The sequence below is a fragment of the Curtobacterium sp. NPDC090223 genome (assembly GCF_044746585.1).
GTDB lineage: Bacteria > Actinomycetota > Actinomycetes > Actinomycetales > Microbacteriaceae > Curtobacterium.
Window position 1 is genome coordinate 14,995 of the sequence record NZ_JBIVCN010000006.1, and the last position, 18,715, is coordinate 33,709.

Here is an 18,715-nt window from a genome sequence, read left to right on the forward strand (position 1 = left end):
CACCGGGCCTCCCGTCCGTCCGTGGGGTGCGTTCTCACCCACCGCACCCGCGCTGGGCAGTCGAATCGCGCGTAGGTGGTCGGAAGAACCGACTGCCTACGCGCGTTTCGACATCCTTCACGGGGAGCCCAGCACGCCCGCCGCGGTCCGTCGGCACACCTCGTCCCACGGGGTCGGCTCGATGCCGAACTGCGCCCGGGCGGCACGGTCGTCGAGCACGTACGGCGCGGTCCACTGGTACCCCATCTCGGCGATCTCCCGCATCATCGGCGAGACCACCCCGAGGGCACGCAGCGCTCCCGTGGGCAGCCGTCGCACCGTCACGGGTGGCTTGCCGGCGGCGGCGAGCACGTCGGTGAGTGCCTGGACCTGCGTCCTCGGCGGGTTCGACGGGACGTTCCACAGCCGCCCGTGCGCCGACTCGTCCGAGGCCGCGGCGACGAGCGTCCGCGCGACGTCGAGCACGGCCGTGAAGGTGTGCGGCAGGTCCGTCCGGCCGATCATCCACGCGGTCTTCCCGGCGAGGGCCCCGGGCAGCACGCGGGTGACGTGGCCGTTCGCACCGATGCCCGGGCCGACGTAGTCTGACGCGCGGACCTCCACGGCGCGGACCCGGCCGGCGCGGTGGGCGTCGAGGGCGTCGCGCCACAGCCGGGCCCGGAGGACGCCCTTGTGGTCGGTCGCGGCATCCGGCAGGTCCTCGCGCATCGGGCCGTCGACGGGGCCGTACGGGTAGAGGTTCCCGGTGATCGCGTACACCGCACCGGTCCGCTCCGCCGCCGTGAGCAGCGAGGCGGCGAGCGGCGGCCAGGTCCGTTCCCACTGCGTGTAGTCCCCGGGGTTCGCGCAGTTGTAGAGCACGGCCGCACCCTCGGCCGCCCGGGTGAGCGCCTCGGGGTCCGCAGCGTCCAGGGCGACGTGACCGACGGCCTGCAGACCGGTGACGCGACCCGATCGGGTCGCGACCGTGACGCGCTCTCCGCGCTCGGCGAGGAGTGCGGCGACGTGCCGGCCGACGGGGCCGGCGCCGATCACCAGGTGGTGCGACATGGGGTGTCCTTCCGTCCGCGAATCCGAGAGCAGTGCTCTCCGTTCTTCGAGGATGACACGCGCCGCGACCCAGCGCAAGAGCACTGCTCTCGGTTGTGTGCAGTGCTCTCGCGTGCCAGGGTGGACGGATGGCAGACCGGGCACCGACCGCACGCGACCTGGCTCGCGAGACCGTCCGCGGACGCATCCTGAGCGCCGCGCGAGCACGCCTGACCGACGAGGGGCCCGCGCAGCTCAGCCTCCGGGCCGTCGCCAGGGACGTCGGCATGGTCTCGTCCGCGCTGTACCGGTACTTCCCCAGCCGGGACGACCTGCTCACCGCGCTCCTGGTGCAGGACTACGACGAGCTCGGCGACGCCGTCGAACGTGCCGACGCCGCCCACGACCGCCAGGACGTCGGCGGACGCTGGGTCGCGGCCTGCCGTGCGATCCGCGACTGGTCGGTCGCGCACCCCGGCGACTTCGCGCTGCTCTACGGCAGTCCGGTCCCCGGGTACGCGGCCCCGCAGGAGACGATCGAGCCCGCGACGCGCGCGACGATGGTGCTGGTCCGGATCGTGGTCGACGCCACGACCGGGAGGCCCGCCCCACCTGCCACGGTCACGCCGGCTCTCAGCCCGGCCGGGTCGGTGATCGACGGTGCGGTCGCGTACATCCGGTCGCGCGGCATCGCCGAGGACGCCCCCGCCGAGGCCGTGATGCGGACGCTCATGGCGTGGACCGCGGTGTTCGGGACGGTGTCGTTCGAGCTGTTCGGGCACTACGTCGGATCGGTGTCCGACCACGCGGCGTACTTCGACCTCGTGGTGGAGCGGCTGGCGGCGGACATCGGATTCCCCGTTCGGAACGGGGCGGCGGGCTGACAGACGCCGCCGGCCTGGGGTAGACAGGTCCCTACGCCGAGACCGACCCGACGGACGGAGCGTGACCGACCACCACGCCGCGATCAGGAGACACGTTGCAGCGCACCACGACGGCCGACGTCGGCTCGGGAGCCAGCCGGTGACCGCGCTCGACCTCAGCAGACAGGACCGCCGACGTCTCGCGCAGCGCACGGCGCGACGCCGCCTGGTCACGGTCCGCACCGTGGCGCTGCTGGCGTCCCTGGCGGGCATCAACTACGTCGCATGGCGCTGGGTCGCCTCGGTGAACTGGCACTCCTGGTGGATCGCGGTGCCCCTGATCCTCGCCGAGACGTACAGCGTGATCGACTCGCTGCTCTTCGCGTTCGGCGCCTGGAAGCTCCGGGAACGCGGCGAACCGCCGACGACACCGAGCAACGAGGTCACGGTCGACGTGTTCATCACGACGTACAACGAGCCGATCGACCTGGTCATGCGCACCGCCCGCGCTGCGAAGGCGATCGCGTACCCGCACTCCACGTGGATCCTCGACGACGGCAACCGCGCCGAGATGCGTGCCGCCGCCGAGGAACTCGGGCTCGGCGTGATCACCCGCGGGCAGGACTGGATCGACCGGCCCCGGCACGCCAAGGCGGGCAACCTGAACAACGCGCTGATGGCGACGCAGGGCGAGTTCCTGCTCATCCTCGACGCCGACCAGGTCCCCGACCCGGCGATCCTCGATCGCACGCTCGGGTACTTCAAGGACCCGCGGATGGCGCTCGTGCAGACGCCGCAGTGGTTCGAGAACGTGCCGGATGCCGATCTCCTCGGCAGCCAGGCGCCGCTGTTCTACGGTCCGATCCAGCAGTCGAAGGACGGCTGGAACGCCGCGTTCTTCTGCGGGTCGAACGCCATCCTCCGTCGTGAGGCGCTGATGCAGCTCGGCATCTCCCGCTACGTTCGAGAAGTCGAGGCCTCCGTCCAGCGCACGATCAGGACGTCCCGGAAGCTCCTGGCCCGCGCGCGCGAGACCGAGACCGACCCGCGCGTGCTCCGCGCCCTCGACGACGCCGAGTCGGTGGTCGACCGTGCCCGCGACCAGATGGCCGGCGGCGAGCCCCTCGGCGACGTCACGTACGAGTTCCAGCGGGGCATCGACGCCATCGCGTTCCGGTTCGCCGCGGCCGACCTCGAGTCGGTGCGGAACGACCTGCAGGAACTCGCGGCGATGTCGACGGACGCCAACACCTTCGCCGGCCTCGACGACGCCGCACTCGACGTCCTCGGGCAGCGGAACGCCTCACCCGTCGCCGCGATCGAGTCGATCGCGGTGCTCGCCCGCGCCGTCGATGTGAACCGCGGTGACGAGGCGCAGGCGATCATGCCGCTGGCCACGATCTCGGTGACCGAGGACATGGCGACCGCGATGCGTCTGCACGGCCTCGGCTGGAAGTCGGCGTACCACGACGAGATCCTGGCGAAGGGGCTCGCCCCCGAGGACCTGCCGACGATGCTCGTGCAGCGGCTCCGCTGGGCGCAGGGCACCATGCAGGTGTTCTTCCGCGAGAACCCCCTCGTGCAGAAGGGGCTGTCGTTCGGGCAGCGCCTGATGTACTTCTCGACGATGTGGAGCTACCTGTCCGGCTTCGCGGCGATCGTCTACATCGCGGCCCCGGTGCTCTGCCTGTCGTTCGGGGTCGTCCCCGTGCAGGCGTACAGCGTGGACTTCTTCGCCCGGCTGATCCCGTTCCTGGTGCTCAACCAGCTGCTGTTCTGGGTGGTGGCCGCCGGCAGACCGACGTGGCGTGGGCAGCAGTACTCGCTCGCGCTGTTCCCGGTCTGGATCGAGAGCGTGACCAGTGCCTTCGAGAACGTGTTCCGCGGCAAGCCCCTCGGGTTCCGCGTCACGCCGAAGGTCCGCGACGAGTCCGAGCAGAAGCCGCGCTGGGACCTCGTCCGGCCGCAGCTGATCGCGATGGCCGCGCTCGTCGCCGCGCTGGTCCTGATCGCGATCCGGTACCTGGCCGGTCAGGCCTCCGGGATCGCCCCGCTGGTGAACACCGCGTGGGTCGTCTTCGACCTGTTCGTCTTCAGCATCGTGATCCGTGCGGTGCTGTACCGCGGGCCGGGCAGCGGGCCGCAGTCCGAGCACGAGTCGAGCACGGTGGGTGGTCCACTGTGACGGCGTTCGACGTGCCTGCCGTGCCGGAGAGCCTCGACACCGTGCAGGACCGGTTCGGTGCGTGGTGGGACGGCCTCGGCGTCGACGACATGGCGCACCGGTTCGCCCTCGAGACCGCACTCGCCGAGATCGCCGCCAACATCGTCGAGCACACGGCCCGTGCCGACCGGGAGCACGGGCGCCGGTACTCCGTGGAACTCACCGCGACCGACCAGGAGTTCACCGCGGTGCTCCGCGACAACGGGCTGCCGGTCGACATCGACCTCAGTGCCGTGACGATGGCCGACCTCGACGCCGAGAGCGGCCGGGGGCTCGCGCTCGCCATCGCCGCGCTCGACCGCCTCGAACACCGGCACGAGCACGGACACAACGTCTGGACACTGGTGTGCACACGGTGAGGCGGACGCTCGTCCGTGTCGTCGCGGTCCTGGTCACGGTCGGCGTGCTCCTGCTCGGGGGAGCCATCCCGGCGCAGGCGGCCTCGCTGACCCCGTCCACCGGGAAGACCTGGTTCGGCCCGGACCTGGACTGGGGCTCGGACGCGCCGGACGGGTACGAGGGACGACTCGGTGCGACGCCCTCGAGCTACGCGGTGGAGATCGACTACCCGATCGACGCGAGCGCCCAGCGGGAGCTGCTGCGGTCGACGCGTGCCGCGGCGGCGCAGGGCGCGACCCTCGTGGTCAGCCTCGAGCCCGACGTCGCGCTGCGCTCCCTGACGACGGCGGACGCCCGGCACGCGAACGACCTGGTCGAGTCGATCCACCGGCAGTACGACACGCAGGTGCTCCTGCGGTTCGCCCCGCAGATGAACGGCACCTGGGTCCGCTGGGGACAGCAGCCGACGCAGTACGTGCAGGCGTTCCGCGCACTCGCGACGGCCGTGCACGGTGGGACGTCGGACGCGCTGATGGTCTGGTCCCCGTCGTACGGTGCCGGGTACCCGTTCGGCGAGTCCGCCGGGCGCCTGGCGGACCTGTCGGCGACGGACACCGCGAAGCTCGACACGAACGGGGACGGCCAGCTCACCGCCGCCGACGACCCGTACGAGCCCTACTGGCCAGGCGACTCGTCCGTCGACTGGGTCGGCATGTCGATGTTCTTCTTCGGCAAGGGGAAGGCGACCCAGGCCGCAGGGCGGGACGTCCCACTGACCAGGAACGACGTCCCCGAGTCCGGCGAGGTCGCGGCCCGGTTCGACGAGACCTGGGGGTACGAGCAGCGGCAGGCCGGCGACTTCTACGACCGGTTCGCCGTCGGCCACGACCGGCCGATGCTCCTGGACACCGGCGCGCTGTACGACCACTCGCTCAGGGGTGCCGCCGAGCTCGACGTGAAACAGGGCTGGTGGCGACAGGTCTTCACCGCGCTCGAGGATCGACCGCTCATCCGCGGCGTGACCTTCCTGGAGACGAACCGACGCGAACCCGAGGCCGGCAACCGCGTCGCGGACTGGCGCGACACCGCCCAGCCCGGGATCGCGGGGTCGTTCCGCACCGATCTGCAGGGCGCGGACCGCTTCGTGTTCGGCCCCGTCACCGAGCGCATCACACCGCAGGACGGCAGCGCCGCGACGAACCAGCAGCTCGACACCGGCGGCGACCAGATGGCGTGGATCGTCTGGTGCGCGGTGGGGCTCGCCATCGTGTTCCTGCTGAGCGGGGTGTTCGGCCGGCTCCTGCCGAGCTGGCGCTACCCGGACGACGGAAAGCCCGGGCGCGACCTGCGGCTCGACCTGTTCCGCGGGTTCATCATCCTGGCGGTCGTGATCACGCACATCGAGATCGGGGGTCCGTACTCGTACATCACGCTGCACGCCGTCGGGGCGATCACCGGCGCGGAGATGTTCGTGTTCCTCTCCGGCATGGTGCTCGGCATGACCTACCCGCTGGCGATCAAGAAGTTCGGCGAGTGGATCGCAGCGGTCGGCGCGTGGAAGCGCGCGCGGAAGCAGTACCTCGTGACGCTCGCGGTGATCGCGGTGGTCTTCGCGCTGAGCTTCGTGCCGTTCCTGAACACCGATGCGATCACGACGTTCACGGACCGGGGGACCGGTACCGGCGGCGTCGGTGCCGAGGGCCGCGTCTACGACCTGTACCCGAACGCCATGCAGCTGCTCGCGTACCCGCCGCCGTGGTACGCCATCCGGCAGTTCCTGCTGCTCGAGATGGGCCCGTGGCCGTTCAACATCATGGGGCTCTTCGTGGTGCTGAGCCTGTTCATCCCGCCGCTGCTCTGGGTGATCCGCCGCGGCTTCTGGTGGGCGGTGCTCATCGGCAGCTGGGCGCTCTACGTCTTCCAGGCGGTCGACCCGTCGTTCCGACCGCTGAACTCCCAGTTCGAGTCGGTGTTCCCGCTGCTCACCTGGCAGGTCGTGTTCACCCACGGACTCGTCCTCGGGTACTACCGGCGGCAGATCGTCCGTGCGCTGACCGGACGCCTCGGCAAGGTGCTGATCGGCATCGGCGTCTGCGGGTACGCGGCGTTCCTGGTGTACGTCTGGGCGGCGAACCACTTCGGCTTCACGCCGGTGCCGTTCCCGGCGTCGATGTACGACGACCTGTACAACACGGCGTACCAGCGGGTCGACCTGCAGTGGGGCCGACTGGTCGACATCGCGTTCTTCGCGATCGTGTCCTACGCCATCCTGACGGTGTTCTGGAAGCCGATCGCGGCGGCCATCGGGTGGCTGTGGATCCCGATCGGCCAGGCGAGCCTCTACGTCTTCGTCTGGCAGGTGTTCTTCGCCCTGGCGATCGCGTCGATCCCCGGTGTGGACTGGGGCAACGGGTGGATCGGCTTCGCCACGCACTCGGCGCTGATCCTGCTCGCCTGGTACATGGTCCGCAGGAAGTTCCTGTTCAGCGTCATCCCGCGCTGACGGCGCGCCACCTGCGGACGGGAGGCCCGGTGCCAGCTGGCACCGGGCCTCCCGTCCGTCGTGCGGGGCGACGCGTCAGCGCGTCGCGAGCGGCGTCGGGTCCACCGGATCCGGCGGGACCGGCAGCGATCCCCGGACCTGGTTCTGCGCCTGGCAGTCGCTCGTGCAGTTCGTCGCACCCTGGCTCAGCTCGACCGCGTCCTCGCCCAGCACCCCACCGAGCCGTCCGCCGGGTTGCACCGTCCAGGTCGTCGTCGTCGCGGTCTGCGACGTCTTCGTCGCCACCTGCGGGCTGTCCTTGCCGAGCAGCATCTGGTGTGCCGAGCTCCCGCTCGCCACGGCCGGGGTGCCGTCGCCGAAGTTGATCTTGCCCGTGTACGGGTTCGTGAAGTAGAACAGGCCGGCACCGAGCGTGTGCGTGAACGTCACCGGGGCGGCGAACTCGGTCTCCATCTGGAAGACCCCACCCTGTGCGCCGTCCTTCGCCTGGATCTTGAACTTGCCCGCCCCCGTGCCGAAGACCGCCACCAGGGTGTCGTCCCGGACCTCGAGCGAGGACAGCTTCGTGCCGGCGCGCTGCGCCGCGGTGAGCGACGGCACCTTCGACGCGAACACGACGGTCGGCTTCGTCACCATCCGCTGCGTGTCCTGGGCGCCGGTGAGCGTGTAGTCGTACACGCCGAGGTCGGCGACCCGGATGTCGAAGCCGTTGTGCTTGCCCCGGACGGCGATGGTGCCCGAGACGGCGACGTCCTTGAGCTTGAAGTCCTTGCCGGCAGCGGGGTTCGTCGTCGTGCCGTTCACGGTCACGGCGTAGTCGCCGCCGGTCGAGGTCTTGCCGGATGCCTGCGCCGGGGCGACCCCGACCAGGGCGACGGCCGCGACGGTGACCGCGGTGATGGCCGCGGCCAGGCCGGCGGTGCGGCGTCGGGTGAGCGTGTGGTCCATGGTGTGCCTCCTGGTGAGCGGGGCGGTTCGGCCCCTCGGCACGATCGTCGCCGGTCCGCACCGTGACCGGTATCGGACCTTGGTACTAGTACCCGGTCACCAGCCGTGGTCCCTCGCCCACAGCGCGGCGCTCGTCCGGTCCGCGACGCCGATCCGGCGGAAGACGCTGCCGACGTGCACCTTCACGGTCCGCTCGGCGATCCCGAGCTCGCTGGCGATCTGCCGGTTCGACAGCCCCCGGGCCAGCCGGACGAGCACCTCGCGTTCCCGTGGCGGCAGCGCAGGACCCGTCGCGCGGGGATCCGGGCCCGGCCGCGCGGTCGTGAGCAGCCCGCGCGCGACGCGCGGGTCGATCGGTGCCTCGTCCCTGGCCGTCGCCCGCACCGCGCGCACCACGTCGTCCGGGTCGGCGTCCTTGAGCAGGTAGCCGGTCGCTCCCGCGGCCAGTGCGGCGCGGACCCGGGCGTCGTCGGAGAACGTCGTCAGGACGAGCACGTGCGCGGACGGGACACGGGCACGCAGCGCCTCGGTCGCGGCCACCCCGCCCGCCCCCGGCATCGAGAGGTCCATCACGACGACGTCGGGCACGAGCGCGACGGCCTGCTCGACGGCGTCCTCACCCGTCGCCGCCTCGCCGACCACCTCGCAGTCCCCGGTCGTGTCGAGCACCGCGCGCAGGCCGTTGCGGACCAGCGCGTGGTCGTCGACCAGCAGCACCCGCACGGTCACGACCGGACACCGGTCGGCAGCGCGAGCTCCCAGGTCGTCCCGTCGCCCGGTGCGGACCGGAGACGGAGCGCCCCACCAGCGTCCTCGGCGATCTGCCGGAGCAGGGTGGTCCCGAGGTGGCCGCTCCGCCGCGTGCCGAGCACGGCGGCGGGGTCGAAGCCGATCCCGTCGTCGGCGACGCGGACGACCAGGTCGTCCGCGGTCCGGCGGACGACGACCTGGACGGAGGACGCCCGTGCGTGCCGGACGGTGTTCGCCACGGCCTCGCGGACGAACCGGACCGTCGCCAGCAGTGCGGCCGGCGGCGCGTCGACCGTGTCGGGCACGTCGATCACCACGTCGAGGCCGGCGGCTCCGCCCCGTGCGGTCGCGTCGTCGAGCGCCGCAGCCAGGCCCTCGCGGTCCGGGGCCGCCGGCTGGATGGCCGCCATCGAGGACCGGAGTGCGGACACCGCGTGCCGCAGGGTCGTCGCCGAGTCGTCGAGCACCGCCGCAGCGGGAGCACCGCTCGTCCGGGCCGCGGCTCCGAGGGTGAGTGCCAGCCCGGCGATGTCCTGGACCGGGCCGTCGTGCAGGTCCGCGGCGAGCCGACGGCGTTCCGCGGTCTCGGCGTCGATCGCCCGGACGAGCAGTCGTTCGCGCTCCCGCTGCCCGGCCCGGATCCGGAGCAGCAGCCAGAGCACGAGCGGCAGCAGCAGCGCGGTGCCGACGCCGACGGTGCCGAACGCGAGCGCCGCGAACGCGGACCGCAGCGAGGCCGCGCTCGCCAGCACCGTGTCCGACGGGTAGTAGACCTCGAACAGCAGCGGGTCGCCGGACGGCAGGTGCACCGCCTGGTACGCCTCGAGCAGCGGGCCGTGTCCGCGCTCGTAGCGGTTCTCCGGAGCGCTGAGATCGGACACCTCGGCGTCGGAGCGGTCGGTCTCGAGTGCCTCGAGGTCGTCGTCGGACAGTGCGAAGCGCTCGCCGACCAGGCGGGGTTCGTCCGACCACAGCACGGTGCCGTCCGGCGCCCAGAGCTTGACCCGCACGGCCGACGTCGCCGCGGTCACGTCACGGACGGCGGCGGCCAGGCGGTCGGCTGCCGCGCGGCGCTGGTCCACCGGCGCACCGGTGTCGGCGAGGGCGTCCCGGAGTGCGGGTTCGACCACCGCCCTGGCGACGGTCGCGGTGTCCTGGGTGGCGTCCTCGACCGCGAACCGCTCGGCGGTGCGCTGGGAGACCAGGGTGCCGACGGTCGCGATCGCCGCGCCGCCCAGGACCGCGGCGACGACGAGGCCGACCAGGACCCGCGTCCAGGGCGTCGCACGCCCGGACCGGCCGGGGTCGGCGGCGACGACGAGCACGCTGCTGTCGACGGCGTCTGGGGCGGGGGTCCGTCGTCGGTGCACACCGACACCGTAACCGGGGACGCCTCACCTTCCGCGCAGCGTCGCCCGTGTGACGGACGGGAGGCCCGGTGCCGGCTGGCACCGGGCCTCCCGTCCGCGGGTGGTGCGGCTCAGACCCGGGTCATCGCGCCCATCTCGGTGACGATCTCGCGCAGCCGTTCGGTCAGCTCGTCGCCGTCGGCCACCGTGGTGCGCTGCGCCAGCTCGATGAGCGCTCCCATCACGAGCGTCACCGCCGTGCGGGCGGTCTGCTCGTCGGTGCGCTCGGCGGCGACCTCGATGACCGCCCGGCGGGTCACGGCCATCCAGTCGAGCATCGTCGGCATCACCTCGGGGTGCCGGTGCACGAGGTCCCGGGCGCGGGCGCGGTCCTGCGGCAGTGCGACGGTGTGGGCGACGAGGTCGCACACGTCGGACACGAGCGCGCCGGAGGACGTCAGGAACCGCGTCCGGACCGTGGCCGGCACGCTGTTCGGGGGGAAGCCGAGCGCCGCGTCCGCCTTCGACGGGAAGTAGTTGAAGAACGTCCGCGGCGAGACGTCCGCCTCGGCGCAGATCTGCTCGACGGTGACCCCACCGAGGCCGGCGTCCGCCACGAGCCGGAGCGCGGCGTCGTGGATGGCCTGCCGGGTCTGCTGCTTCTTCCGTTCCCGGAGCGAGCACGGCCCGGACGCCGGGTCGGTGACCGACGCCGGCCCTGGTGCGGCCACGGTGGGGGTCACGACGTCACCGCCGGACGGTCGGCGTGGAGCCGGTCATCGGCCCCGTGAAGGACCCGGCCTCGGCCGCGGCCATCCCGGCGTCCGCCTCGAGCTCCGCCGACGCGGACATGTCCGCCCGCTCCTGCAGCGCGGAGCGTGCACGGAGCGGCGGCACCCGGAAGAACCAGGTCAGCACGAACGCCAGCAGGATGACCCCGAGTCCGACCCAGTAGATCGTCACGGCCGAGGCGTTGAACCCGCTCATGAACGGCCGGGTCAGGCGGCTGTCGGCACCGGTCAGGAACGAGGTGTCGTTCGTGGCCGACGCACTCGAGTCGTTCGACGAGTCGTTCAGGGACGCGATGATCGTCGGGACGGCCTGGTCGACGTAGTACGTGCGCTGGTCGTCGTCCGACCAGTCCACGACGAGGGCGCCGTCCGACACCGAGGCGTGTGCCTTCGCCGCGGCTGCGTCGAGTGCGCTGGCCTCGGCGGCCGGGGTTGCCGCGGCGACCTGCTGGTCGATGACGGTCTGGGCGGCGGCAGCGGGGACGGTGCCGGCGGTGACCTGCGCCTGGACCGCCGCGGTGACCTGCTCGGTGACGGCCTGGTCGGCGGCCTGCTTCGCCGCGGCCGTGCCGTCCTGCAGCCCGGCGTCGACCTGCGCCTCGATCGGGGTGACGATCGGCGTCCAGATCTGCCGCATCACGCCGCGGTTCGCGGGCGCCGAGGCGACCGTGGGGTCGAGCGCCGCGTCGAGCGCGCTGGTGAGGTCGGCGCGGTTCGCGGTGGCGTGCACGATGTTCGTCGGCATCACCGAGAACAGGATCGACAGCAGCACGGCGGTGCCGAGCGTGCCGCCGATCTGCCGGAAGAACGTCGCCGACGACGTGGCGACGCCCATGTCCCGGGCCTCGACGGACCCCTGCGACGCGAGCGTCAGGGACTGCATCACGGAGCCGAGCCCGAGGCCGATCAGGAACATGCCGATCATCAGGAACCAGAGCGGCTTGTCGATCGACATGAACGTCAGCACGACGTAGCCGGACGACACCAGCGCGGTGCCGATCACGGGGAAGACCCGGTACCGGCCGACGCGGGCGACGATCTGACCGGACGTGATCGAGGCGATCATCAGGCCGCCGACCAGGGGCAGCGTCGCGAAGCCGGACTCCGTGGGGCTGAGACCGACGACGATCTGCAGGTACAGCGGGATGGTGAGCATGGCGCCGAACATCGCGAACCCGACCAGGAAACCGATCACGGTTGCCATCGAGAACGTGCCGGAACGGAACAGCTTGAGCGGGATGATCGCCGCGTCGCCCATCTTCGACTCGATGAGGAGCAGTGCGACGAGCCCGACGACGCCGATCACGTAGCAGGCGATGGCGGCTGGGGAGCCCCAGCCCCAGGTACGGCCCTGTTCGGCGACGAGCAGGAGCGGGACGAGCGTGACGATGACGGCGGTCGCGCCCCACCAGTCGACCTTCGGCTTCTCGGTCTTGTCGTGCACCTTCGGCAGGTGCAGGAACACGATGACCATGACGAGCGCGGCGATGCCGATCGGCACGTTGATCAGGAGCACCCAGCGCCAGCCGGTGATGAAGAGGATCTCGCTGGTGCCGGCCAGGAGGCCACCGATCAGCGGGCCGATCACCGAGGAGATGCCGAACACGGCGAGGAAGTACCCCTGGTACTTCGCCCGCTCACGGGGCGCGAGGATGTCGCCCATGATCGCCAGCGGCAGCGACATCAGCGCGCCGGCGCCGATGCCCTGCACGGCGCGGAAGCCGGCGAGCATGAGCATCGACGTGGACATCGAGGAGAGCACGGCGCCGAGGATGAACACGACGATGCCGAAGATGTAGAGCGGGCGGCGGCCGAAGATGTCGGAGAGCTTGCCGTAGATCGGCGTCGCGATCGTCGAGGTGATGAGGTACGCCGTCGTCACCCAGGCCTGCTGGTCGAGCCCGTGCAGGTCGTCGCCGATCGTGCGGATCGCGGTGCCGAACACCGTCTGCCCGAGCGAGGACAGGAACATGCCCGCCATCAGGCCGTAGATGACGAGCAGGATCTGGCGGTGCGTCATGAGCGGCTGCTGGCCGTTCCCGGCGCTGCCGGGAGCGGGGGCGCTGTGACGCCCGCGGTGCACCGGGACGGGTGCGGTGGCGGTTGACATGGGTTCCTTCGGTCGGAGCGGTGTGGCGGCTGCGCGGGAGACCGGACGTGCCGTGCGCGCGGACCCGTCGGGTGGGCGCCGGCACCGGTCTCGACCTTGCAGCGACTGCAAAGTTACACCAGATGCTTCCAGCAAGCAACTAAATTTGCGCCGTACGCTGGGCCGGTGACCGACGACCGCGACGACTCCGAGCGCGCCCTCCGCCAGCAACTCGACCGACTGTGGGTCCGCCAGGCGCTCCGCTCCGTCCTGATCGAGGACCGCGGCGGGCTGGACCCGACCGCACGCGTGCTCCTCCGGGCCGTCGAGCACCTCGGCCCGGTCCGGTCGACGGCCGTCGCGGAACTCACCGGGCTGTCCCGGCCGGTCGTCAGTCGTCGCGTGGCGTCGCTCGTGTCGGCCGGTCACCTCGGCACGACGCCGGATCCCCAGGACGGCCGCGCGAGCCTGCTGGAGCTCGCCCCCGCCGGGCGTCGCCTGCTGGACCAGCTCGACGCGCACGGCGACGAGACGTTCGACGACATCGTCGAGGAGTTCGCCGACGACGACCTCCGCGCGCTCGCCGCGCTGCTCGGCCGGCTGAACGACCGCGCCGACGAGGTGCTGCGCGCGACGGTGCGCCGCCGCTGACCACCGACGGACGGGAGGCCCGGTACCAGCTGGCACCGGGCCTCCCGTCCGTCGGTGGTCACCATCTCAACCGGTGGCCGGCACCGCCGTCGTGAGCGCGTTCCGGACCGAGCCCCACGCCGCCAGGCGCTCGCGTGCAGCGTCGTCCCGCTCGGCTGCGAGTGCCTCGGCGTGCGCGCGTTCGAGCACCTCGTCGATCGCCACGCGCTGCCCCGACCTGGTCGATGCGATCGCGGCCTCGACCATGGCGAGGCTCATCACGTTGCCGTGCACCTCGCCGTCCGGGGTGACCCCGGAGCGGAGCGCGCGGACGAACGACGACAGTGCTCCGGCGATCTCCTCGCCGACCCCGTCCGCCCGGGCGGGGGAGCCCGGTGTGCCGTCGAGGTCGCTGGACGGGTCGTGGTCGCCGTCCCAGAGCGCGGTGCCCGCCGCGCCGGACGCACGCCAGTCGCCGTTCCACGAGGTCTCCGCACCCGGCGCGCACCACGAGCCGTCGTAGACGTAGCGGATGTCGTCCTCGAAGGTGAACACCGCTGCCGCCGCCGCGTCGCCGCGGTACCAGGACCAGGACGGGTTGTACGACTCGCAGTACACGGACACCGGGTCCCGCTCGAGCACGTACCGCGCGGAGTCGAACGGGTGGATCGCCATGTCGAGGAGCAGGACGTCGTCCATCTCCTCGCGGAAGCCGCCGAAGTGCGGCGCCTTCGCGAACCGGGTGCTCAGCGTGCCGAGGTCGCCGAGCCCGCGGACGTGCTGGCGGAACGCGACCAGGCGGTCGTTGTAGCGCCGGGACTGCGACACCATGAACAGCACACCGGTCGACTCGGCGGCGGCCGCGAGGGACAGTGCCTCGGCGACCGTCTGCGCGGCCGGCTTCTCGCCGAGGACGGGCAGGCCGGCGTGCAGGGCCTCGAGCGTGATCGGGTGGTGGGCGACGGGCACCGTGACGTCGAGGACGGCCTCGGCACCGGTCTCCGCCGCGAGCGCGGTGAGACTCGTGCCGACCGGGATCGACGGGTCGCCGGCGGTCGCGGCGCCGGCGCGGGCCGCGTCGAGGTCCAGGTCGACGATCCCGACGAGTTCGACCTCGGGGTCGGCGGCGACCGTGCCGAGCCAGGCCCGGCCCATGCCGCCGGCGCCGACCTGGACGACGCGGAGGGGCGTCACGCGCGGGCCTCCTCGACGGGTGCGTCGTCGAACGGGCCACGGTAGTGCTGGCCCTCGAAGTACTCGCCGAGGTCGTACCGGCGGAGCGTCGGGATCTCCCGGTCGCGCTCCGGGCGCGCCCACTCGGTCGCGTTCGCGATCACCCGTCGGACGTCGGGGTGGTGGTACACCGGGAAGTCCTGGTCGCCGGGGGAGAAGTAGAAGATCTTCCCGAGACCCCTGCGGTACGTCATGCCGCTCCGGAACACCTCGCCGCCGGTGAAGCCCGAGATGAAGACGAGCTCGTCGGGGGTCGGCACGTCGAAGTACTCGCCGTACATCTCCTGCTCCGGGATGACGATCGGGTTCGGGACGCCGCGGGTGATGGGGTGCTGCGGGTTGACCGTCCAGACGAGTTCCTGGTCGTGCTCGCTCCGCCACCGGAGCGTGCACGTCGTGCCCATCAGCTTCCCGAAGATCTTCGACCAGTGGCCGGAGTGCAGCACGACCAGGCCCATGCCGGCGAGCACGTGCCGGTGGACGCGGTCGACCACGGCGTCGTCGACGTCGGCGTGTGCCGCGTGCCCCCACCAGGTGAGGACGTCGGTCTCGGCGAGGACCTCGTCGGTCAGACCGTGCTCGGGTTGCTGCATGGTGGCGGTCCGGACGAGGGCGTCCGGGAGGTTCTCCCGGATGCCGTCCGCGATCGCCCCGTGCATGCCGTCGGGGTACCGGTCCGCGACGTGTTGCTCGACCTGCTCGTGGACGTTCTCGCCCCAGACGGTGATGCGGAGCGGGGTGGTGGTCATGGTGTCGGCCCTCCGGGGTCGTGGTGGTGCTGGGATCACTTGACGGCACCGCCGGTGGCCCCGGCGGCGATGAACTTCTGTGCCACGAGGAGCAGCACGATGGCGGGGATCGACGCCATCACCGCTGCGGCCATCACGGTCGACCAGTCGGCGGTGAAGGTGCCGATGTAGTTGTAGATGCCGAGCGTGATCGGCCGGACGTCACCGGTGGTGGTGAGGGTCAGCGCGAACAGGAAGTCGCTCCACGTGAACAGGAACGTGAACAGCCCGGCGGTGATCAGCGCGTTGAAGCTGATCGGGATGACGACCGAGCGGAAGGCCCGGAAGTTGCCGGCGCCGTCGACCTTGGCCGCCTCGATGATCGACGGCGGGATGTTCTGCATGAACGCCCGCATGATCAGGATCGCGAACGGGACGCCGGCCGTGGAGTCGGCGAGCATCAGCCCCGGGACCGTGTTGAGCAGGCCGAGGTCGTTGTACGCGGCGTACAGCGCGTTCGCCACGACGATGCCCGGGATCATCTGCGAGATGAGGATGCCGAACAGGACCGCGCCGACGCCCTTCACCTTGAACTGGGCGAGCGCGTACGACGCCGGGGTCGCGATGACCAGGCTCACGACCACGCTGCCGAGCGCGATCAGGAGACTCGTCACGAGTGCCCCGCCCTGGTCGGCGATCGCCTGCGCGTAGCCGTGCAGCTGCGCGTGGATCGGGAACCACGCGGCCTCGATCGCCGGGCCCGCCGGCTGCAACGAGATGTTGATCATCCAGTACACCGGGAACAGCATCACGGCGAGGATCAGGATCCCCACGCCGGACAGGACCCACTGCTTCGGGGTCGTGGCACGGGGTCGGCGGCCCTGGACCGTGAGTGCACGGGTGCGCAACGCGTTGTCAGTCATCGACGGCCTTCCGGTTCAGGCGCAGGTACACGATGGCGAACAGCGCCGAGATCACGATGAGGATGTTGCTGAGTGCCGCGCCCTGCCCGAAGTCGAACTGCTTGAACGACAGGTCGTAGGACTGCGTGGCGATCGTCTGCGTCGCGTTCGCCGGGCCGCCGTTCGTCAACCCGAGGATGATGTCGAGCACCTTGATCGTGTACACGACGCCGAGCACGAGCGTGACGCTGACGACCGGACGGAGCATCGGCCAGGTGATCGCCCAGAAGGCCTTCCACCCGGTGGCGCCGTCGAGCGACGCCGCCTCGTAGAGCTCCGCGGGGATGTCCTGCAGCCCGCCGTAGAGGATCGTCGTGTTGAACGGGATGCCGATCCAGATGTTGACGCCGATCACCGTGACGAGGGCGACGGCCGGACTCGTCAGCCAGGGGACCGACCCGACGCCGAACACGTTGAGGAACTGGTTCAGCACACCCGAGTCCTGGTCGAGCATCCACTTCCACACCGCGCTCGAGACGATGAGCGGCAGGAGCCACGGCAGCAGGAGCAGGGAGCGGAGGAGTCCGGAGAGCGGGAAGTTCCGTCGGAAGAACAGCGCGAGCGCGAGTCCGATGACGAACTGCCCGACGATCGAGCCGATGGTGAACAGCGCGGTGTTGAGCAGCGCCGTGCCGAACAGCTGCGACGACACCACGGAGACGTAGTTCGCGAGACCGACCCACGGGGCCTCGCCCGTGTAGAAGGTGCTCGTCGTGTACGCCTGGAAGCTCATGATGACGTTCTTGACGACGGGGTAGCCGAAGAACAGGAGCAGGAACAGCACAGCGGGGAGCAGGAACAGCAGCTGGGCGATCCGCTCGAAGCGGAGGCTCCTGCCGCGCGTTCCCGGCCCCCGCCGCCCGGGCCGCCGGGACGAGGCGGATGCCCCGTCGCCGACGGCCCGCTGCGGGGCGATGGGCTCTGCAGTGCTGGTCATGCTCAGTTGCTCGACTGCGCGTTCTTCAGCGCGTACGCGGGGGAGTCCTGCCCGGTGAGGGCGGACTGCACGGCGGTGTAGATCTTCGTGGCGGCCTTGGGCCAGTCCGCTCCGAGCTCACCGGTGCGGGCGCGGGCGCTCGCCACCAGGTCGACGAACACCTGCTCCTCGGGGACGTCCTTGCCGAACTGCTCGGCAGCCGACGTCTTCGAGGGGATCGTGTACCGCAGCTTCGCCATCGCGAGCTGGTTCTTGGCGTCGTTCATGCAGGCGACGACCTTCGCGGCGACCTTCTGCTTGGCGGAGTCGCCGGTGTTCGGGACCGTCCAGACCTCGCCGCCGAGCGGGGCGACCGCGGTGTCGCTCGCGGACTGCACCGGGATCTGGGCGATGCCGTAGTCGACCTTCGACGCCTTGAGGCCGGGGATCTGCCACGGGCCGTTGATCATCATCGCGGCCTTGCCGGCCATGAACTGGTCGTTGACGTCCGCCTGCGTCCAGTTCACGACGCTCTTCGACATCGAGCCGTCCTTGACCAGGTCGGTCCAGAGGCCCAGGGCCTCGGCGGTCTTCGCGGTGGCGATGTCCTTCTCGTCGCCGCCGTTCGACCACATGAAGGGCAGGAACTGCCAGGTGCCCTCGTAGGTGGCGTTCGCGTCGACGGCGAACCCGTACTGGCTGCCCGTGGTGAGCTTCGCCGCGGCGGTCTTCAGCTCGTCCCACGTCTTCGGCGGGGTGACGCCGGCCTTCGCGAGCACGTCCTTGTTGTAGAAGAGCGCGATCGTGTTGACGGTCGGTGCGAGCCCGTAGACCTTGCCCTCGTACGTGCCCGCCTGCAGCACGCCCTTCGCGTAGCCGTCGGTGGAGATGCCGTAGTCGGTGAGCGGCGAGAGGGCTCCGGTCTCCGCGATCTGCTGGAGGTCCGGGTTGTCGAGCATCAGGACGTCCGGCAGGGTCTTCGACGACGCCTGCTGCAGGACCTTCTGGATGAGCGAGGCGCCGGGGACCAGGCTCCGCTTGATCGTGACGTCGTTGGCGGCGCCGCACTTGTCGAGGTAGTCGCCGATGACCTTCTTGTCGTTGCCCTGGTTGTAGTAGTCCAGGACGGTGATCGAGGTCACCTTGCCGCCCGAGGAGGCGGACGACCCGCCGGAACAACCGGCGAGGACGAGGGGGATGGTCGCCAGCATGGCGACGGCGGTGAGGGCAGGGGTGATCCTGCGGTGTCGAGGCTTCATTGCTTCGCTCTTCTCTGGTGGTGGCCGAGTGCGCCGAAGCTAGCATCGAAGCGCTTTGATAGTAAAGCGCTTAGACGAACTTTTTCCGGACCGTGACCCCGA

General features: G+C 71.1%; 16 protein-coding genes. 5 read left to right on the forward strand and 11 right to left on the reverse strand.

The window, feature by feature from the left end; genetic code table 11:
- Window positions 1-117: 117 nt before the first annotated feature.
- Window positions 118-1,050 (reverse strand): NAD-dependent epimerase/dehydratase family protein, encoded by a 933-nt coding sequence (locus tag ACIPJY_RS15085; protein WP_400465223.1) that lies wholly within the window; start codon window positions 1,048-1,050, stop codon window positions 118-120.
- Between the two features lie 128 nt (window positions 1,051-1,178).
- On the opposite strand from ACIPJY_RS15085, the gene ACIPJY_RS15090 reads away from it, so the two are divergent.
- The 4 genes from ACIPJY_RS15090 (at window position 1,179) to opgC (ending at window position 6,958) form a co-directional block, all read left to right on the forward strand.
- Window positions 1,179-1,913, forward strand: a complete 735-nt coding sequence (locus tag ACIPJY_RS15090) for a TetR/AcrR family transcriptional regulator (RefSeq protein ID WP_400465225.1) — start codon at window positions 1,179-1,181, stop codon at window positions 1,911-1,913.
- A gap of 205 nt (window positions 1,914-2,118) precedes the next feature.
- Entirely contained in the window at window positions 2,119-4,077 is a 1,959-nt protein-coding gene (locus ACIPJY_RS15095; RefSeq protein WP_400465878.1) for a glycosyltransferase, read from the forward strand.
- Window positions 4,074-4,475, forward strand: coding sequence for an ATP-binding protein (locus ACIPJY_RS15100; protein ID WP_400465227.1), 402 nt, complete (start codon window positions 4,074-4,076; stop codon window positions 4,473-4,475). The genes ACIPJY_RS15095 and ACIPJY_RS15100 overlap by 4 nt, the downstream gene beginning before the upstream one ends.
- Window positions 4,472-6,958 carry an OpgC domain-containing protein gene (gene opgC / locus ACIPJY_RS15105; RefSeq protein ID WP_400468225.1) on the forward strand — a complete coding sequence of 829 codons (2,487 nt, stop codon included), beginning with the start codon at window positions 4,472-4,474 and terminating at the stop codon, window positions 6,956-6,958. Before ACIPJY_RS15100 ends, opgC begins: the two co-directional genes overlap by 4 nt.
- Window positions 6,959-7,033: 75 nt before the next feature.
- On the opposite strand, the gene ACIPJY_RS15110 is transcribed toward opgC, so the two are convergent.
- The 5 genes from ACIPJY_RS15110 to ACIPJY_RS15130 all read right to left on the reverse strand — a co-directional run bounded on the left by ACIPJY_RS15110 (window position 7,034) and on the right by ACIPJY_RS15130 (window position 12,906).
- Window positions 7,034-7,906, reverse strand: a complete 873-nt coding sequence (locus ACIPJY_RS15110) for a hypothetical protein (protein ID WP_400465232.1) — start codon at window positions 7,904-7,906, stop codon at window positions 7,034-7,036.
- 96 nt (window positions 7,907-8,002) lie between these two features.
- On the reverse strand, window positions 8,003-8,635 hold the full coding sequence (locus ACIPJY_RS15115; protein WP_400465234.1) for a response regulator: 633 nt from the start codon (window positions 8,633-8,635) through the stop codon (window positions 8,003-8,005).
- Complete coding sequence (locus ACIPJY_RS15120) at window positions 8,632-10,026, reverse strand: sensor histidine kinase (protein WP_400465237.1); 1,395 nt, start codon at window positions 10,024-10,026, stop codon at window positions 8,632-8,634. Before ACIPJY_RS15120 ends, ACIPJY_RS15115 begins: the two co-directional genes overlap by 4 nt.
- A 110-nt stretch (window positions 10,027-10,136) precedes the next feature.
- Window positions 10,137-10,748, reverse strand: coding sequence for a TetR/AcrR family transcriptional regulator (locus ACIPJY_RS15125; protein ID WP_400465240.1), 612 nt, complete (start codon window positions 10,746-10,748; stop codon window positions 10,137-10,139).
- Between the two features lie 4 nt (window positions 10,749-10,752).
- Window positions 10,753-12,906, reverse strand: coding sequence for an MDR family MFS transporter (locus tag ACIPJY_RS15130; protein ID WP_400465243.1), 2,154 nt, complete (start codon window positions 12,904-12,906; stop codon window positions 10,753-10,755).
- Between the two features lie 165 nt (window positions 12,907-13,071).
- Between ACIPJY_RS15130 and ACIPJY_RS15135 the strand changes: the two genes are divergently transcribed.
- A complete protein-coding gene (locus ACIPJY_RS15135; protein WP_400465245.1) occupies window positions 13,072-13,536 on the forward strand; it encodes a MarR family winged helix-turn-helix transcriptional regulator in 465 nt (154 codons plus the stop codon).
- 66 nt (window positions 13,537-13,602) lie between these two features.
- Here the strand turns inward: ACIPJY_RS15135 and ACIPJY_RS15140 are convergent, their stop codons facing one another.
- Genes ACIPJY_RS15140 through ACIPJY_RS15160 form a run of 5 tightly spaced genes read right to left on the reverse strand, consistent with a single transcriptional unit; the run spans window position 13,603 to window position 18,613 of the window.
- Window positions 13,603-14,670, reverse strand: a complete 1,068-nt coding sequence (locus ACIPJY_RS15140; protein WP_400465881.1) for a Gfo/Idh/MocA family protein — start codon at window positions 14,668-14,670, stop codon at window positions 13,603-13,605.
- A gap of 35 nt (window positions 14,671-14,705) precedes the next feature.
- Window positions 14,706-15,497: a ThuA domain-containing protein gene (locus tag ACIPJY_RS15145; protein ID WP_400465248.1), complete on the reverse strand. Its 792-nt coding sequence runs from the start codon at window positions 15,495-15,497 to the stop codon at window positions 14,706-14,708.
- Between the two features lie 35 nt (window positions 15,498-15,532).
- Window positions 15,533-16,399, reverse strand: coding sequence for a carbohydrate ABC transporter permease (locus ACIPJY_RS15150; protein WP_400465251.1), 867 nt, complete (start codon window positions 16,397-16,399; stop codon window positions 15,533-15,535).
- Entirely contained in the window at window positions 16,392-17,375 is a 984-nt protein-coding gene (locus tag ACIPJY_RS15155) for a carbohydrate ABC transporter permease (RefSeq protein ID WP_400465255.1), read from the reverse strand. The genes ACIPJY_RS15150 and ACIPJY_RS15155 overlap by 8 nt, the downstream gene beginning before the upstream one ends.
- A 2-nt stretch (window positions 17,376-17,377) precedes the next feature.
- Window positions 17,378-18,613: an extracellular solute-binding protein gene (locus ACIPJY_RS15160; RefSeq protein ID WP_400465258.1), complete on the reverse strand. Its 1,236-nt coding sequence runs from the start codon at window positions 18,611-18,613 to the stop codon at window positions 17,378-17,380.
- Between the last annotated feature and the right edge of the window lie 102 nt (window positions 18,614-18,715).

What these genes read in the sequence shown, in the direction of transcription:
- ACIPJY_RS15145 (WP_400465248.1), bottom strand. Translation starts at nt 15,497, where the DNA reads ATGACCACCACCCCGCTCCGCATCACCGTCTGGGGCGAGAACGTCCAC.
- ACIPJY_RS15130 (WP_400465243.1), bottom strand. Translation starts at nt 12,906, where the DNA reads ATGTCAACCGCCACCGCACCCGTCCCGGTGCACCGCGGGCGTCACAGC.
- ACIPJY_RS15160 (WP_400465258.1), bottom strand. Translation starts at nt 18,613, where the DNA reads ATGAAGCCTCGACACCGCAGGATCACCCCTGCCCTCACCGCCGTCGCC.
- ACIPJY_RS15110 (WP_400465232.1), bottom strand. Translation starts at nt 7,906, where the DNA reads ATGGACCACACGCTCACCCGACGCCGCACCGCCGGCCTGGCCGCGGCC.
- ACIPJY_RS15150 (WP_400465251.1), bottom strand. Translation starts at nt 16,399, where the DNA reads ATGACTGACAACGCGTTGCGCACCCGTGCACTCACGGTCCAGGGCCGC.
- ACIPJY_RS15090 (WP_400465225.1), top strand. Translation starts at nt 1,179, where the DNA reads ATGGCAGACCGGGCACCGACCGCACGCGACCTGGCTCGCGAGACCGTC.
- ACIPJY_RS15085 (WP_400465223.1), bottom strand. Translation starts at nt 1,050, where the DNA reads ATGTCGCACCACCTGGTGATCGGCGCCGGCCCCGTCGGCCGGCACGTC.
- ACIPJY_RS15140 (WP_400465881.1), bottom strand. Translation starts at nt 14,670, where the DNA reads ATGGGCCGGGCCTGGCTCGGCACGGTCGCCGCCGACCCCGAGGTCGAA.
- ACIPJY_RS15155 (WP_400465255.1), bottom strand. Translation starts at nt 17,375, where the DNA reads ATGACCAGCACTGCAGAGCCCATCGCCCCGCAGCGGGCCGTCGGCGAC.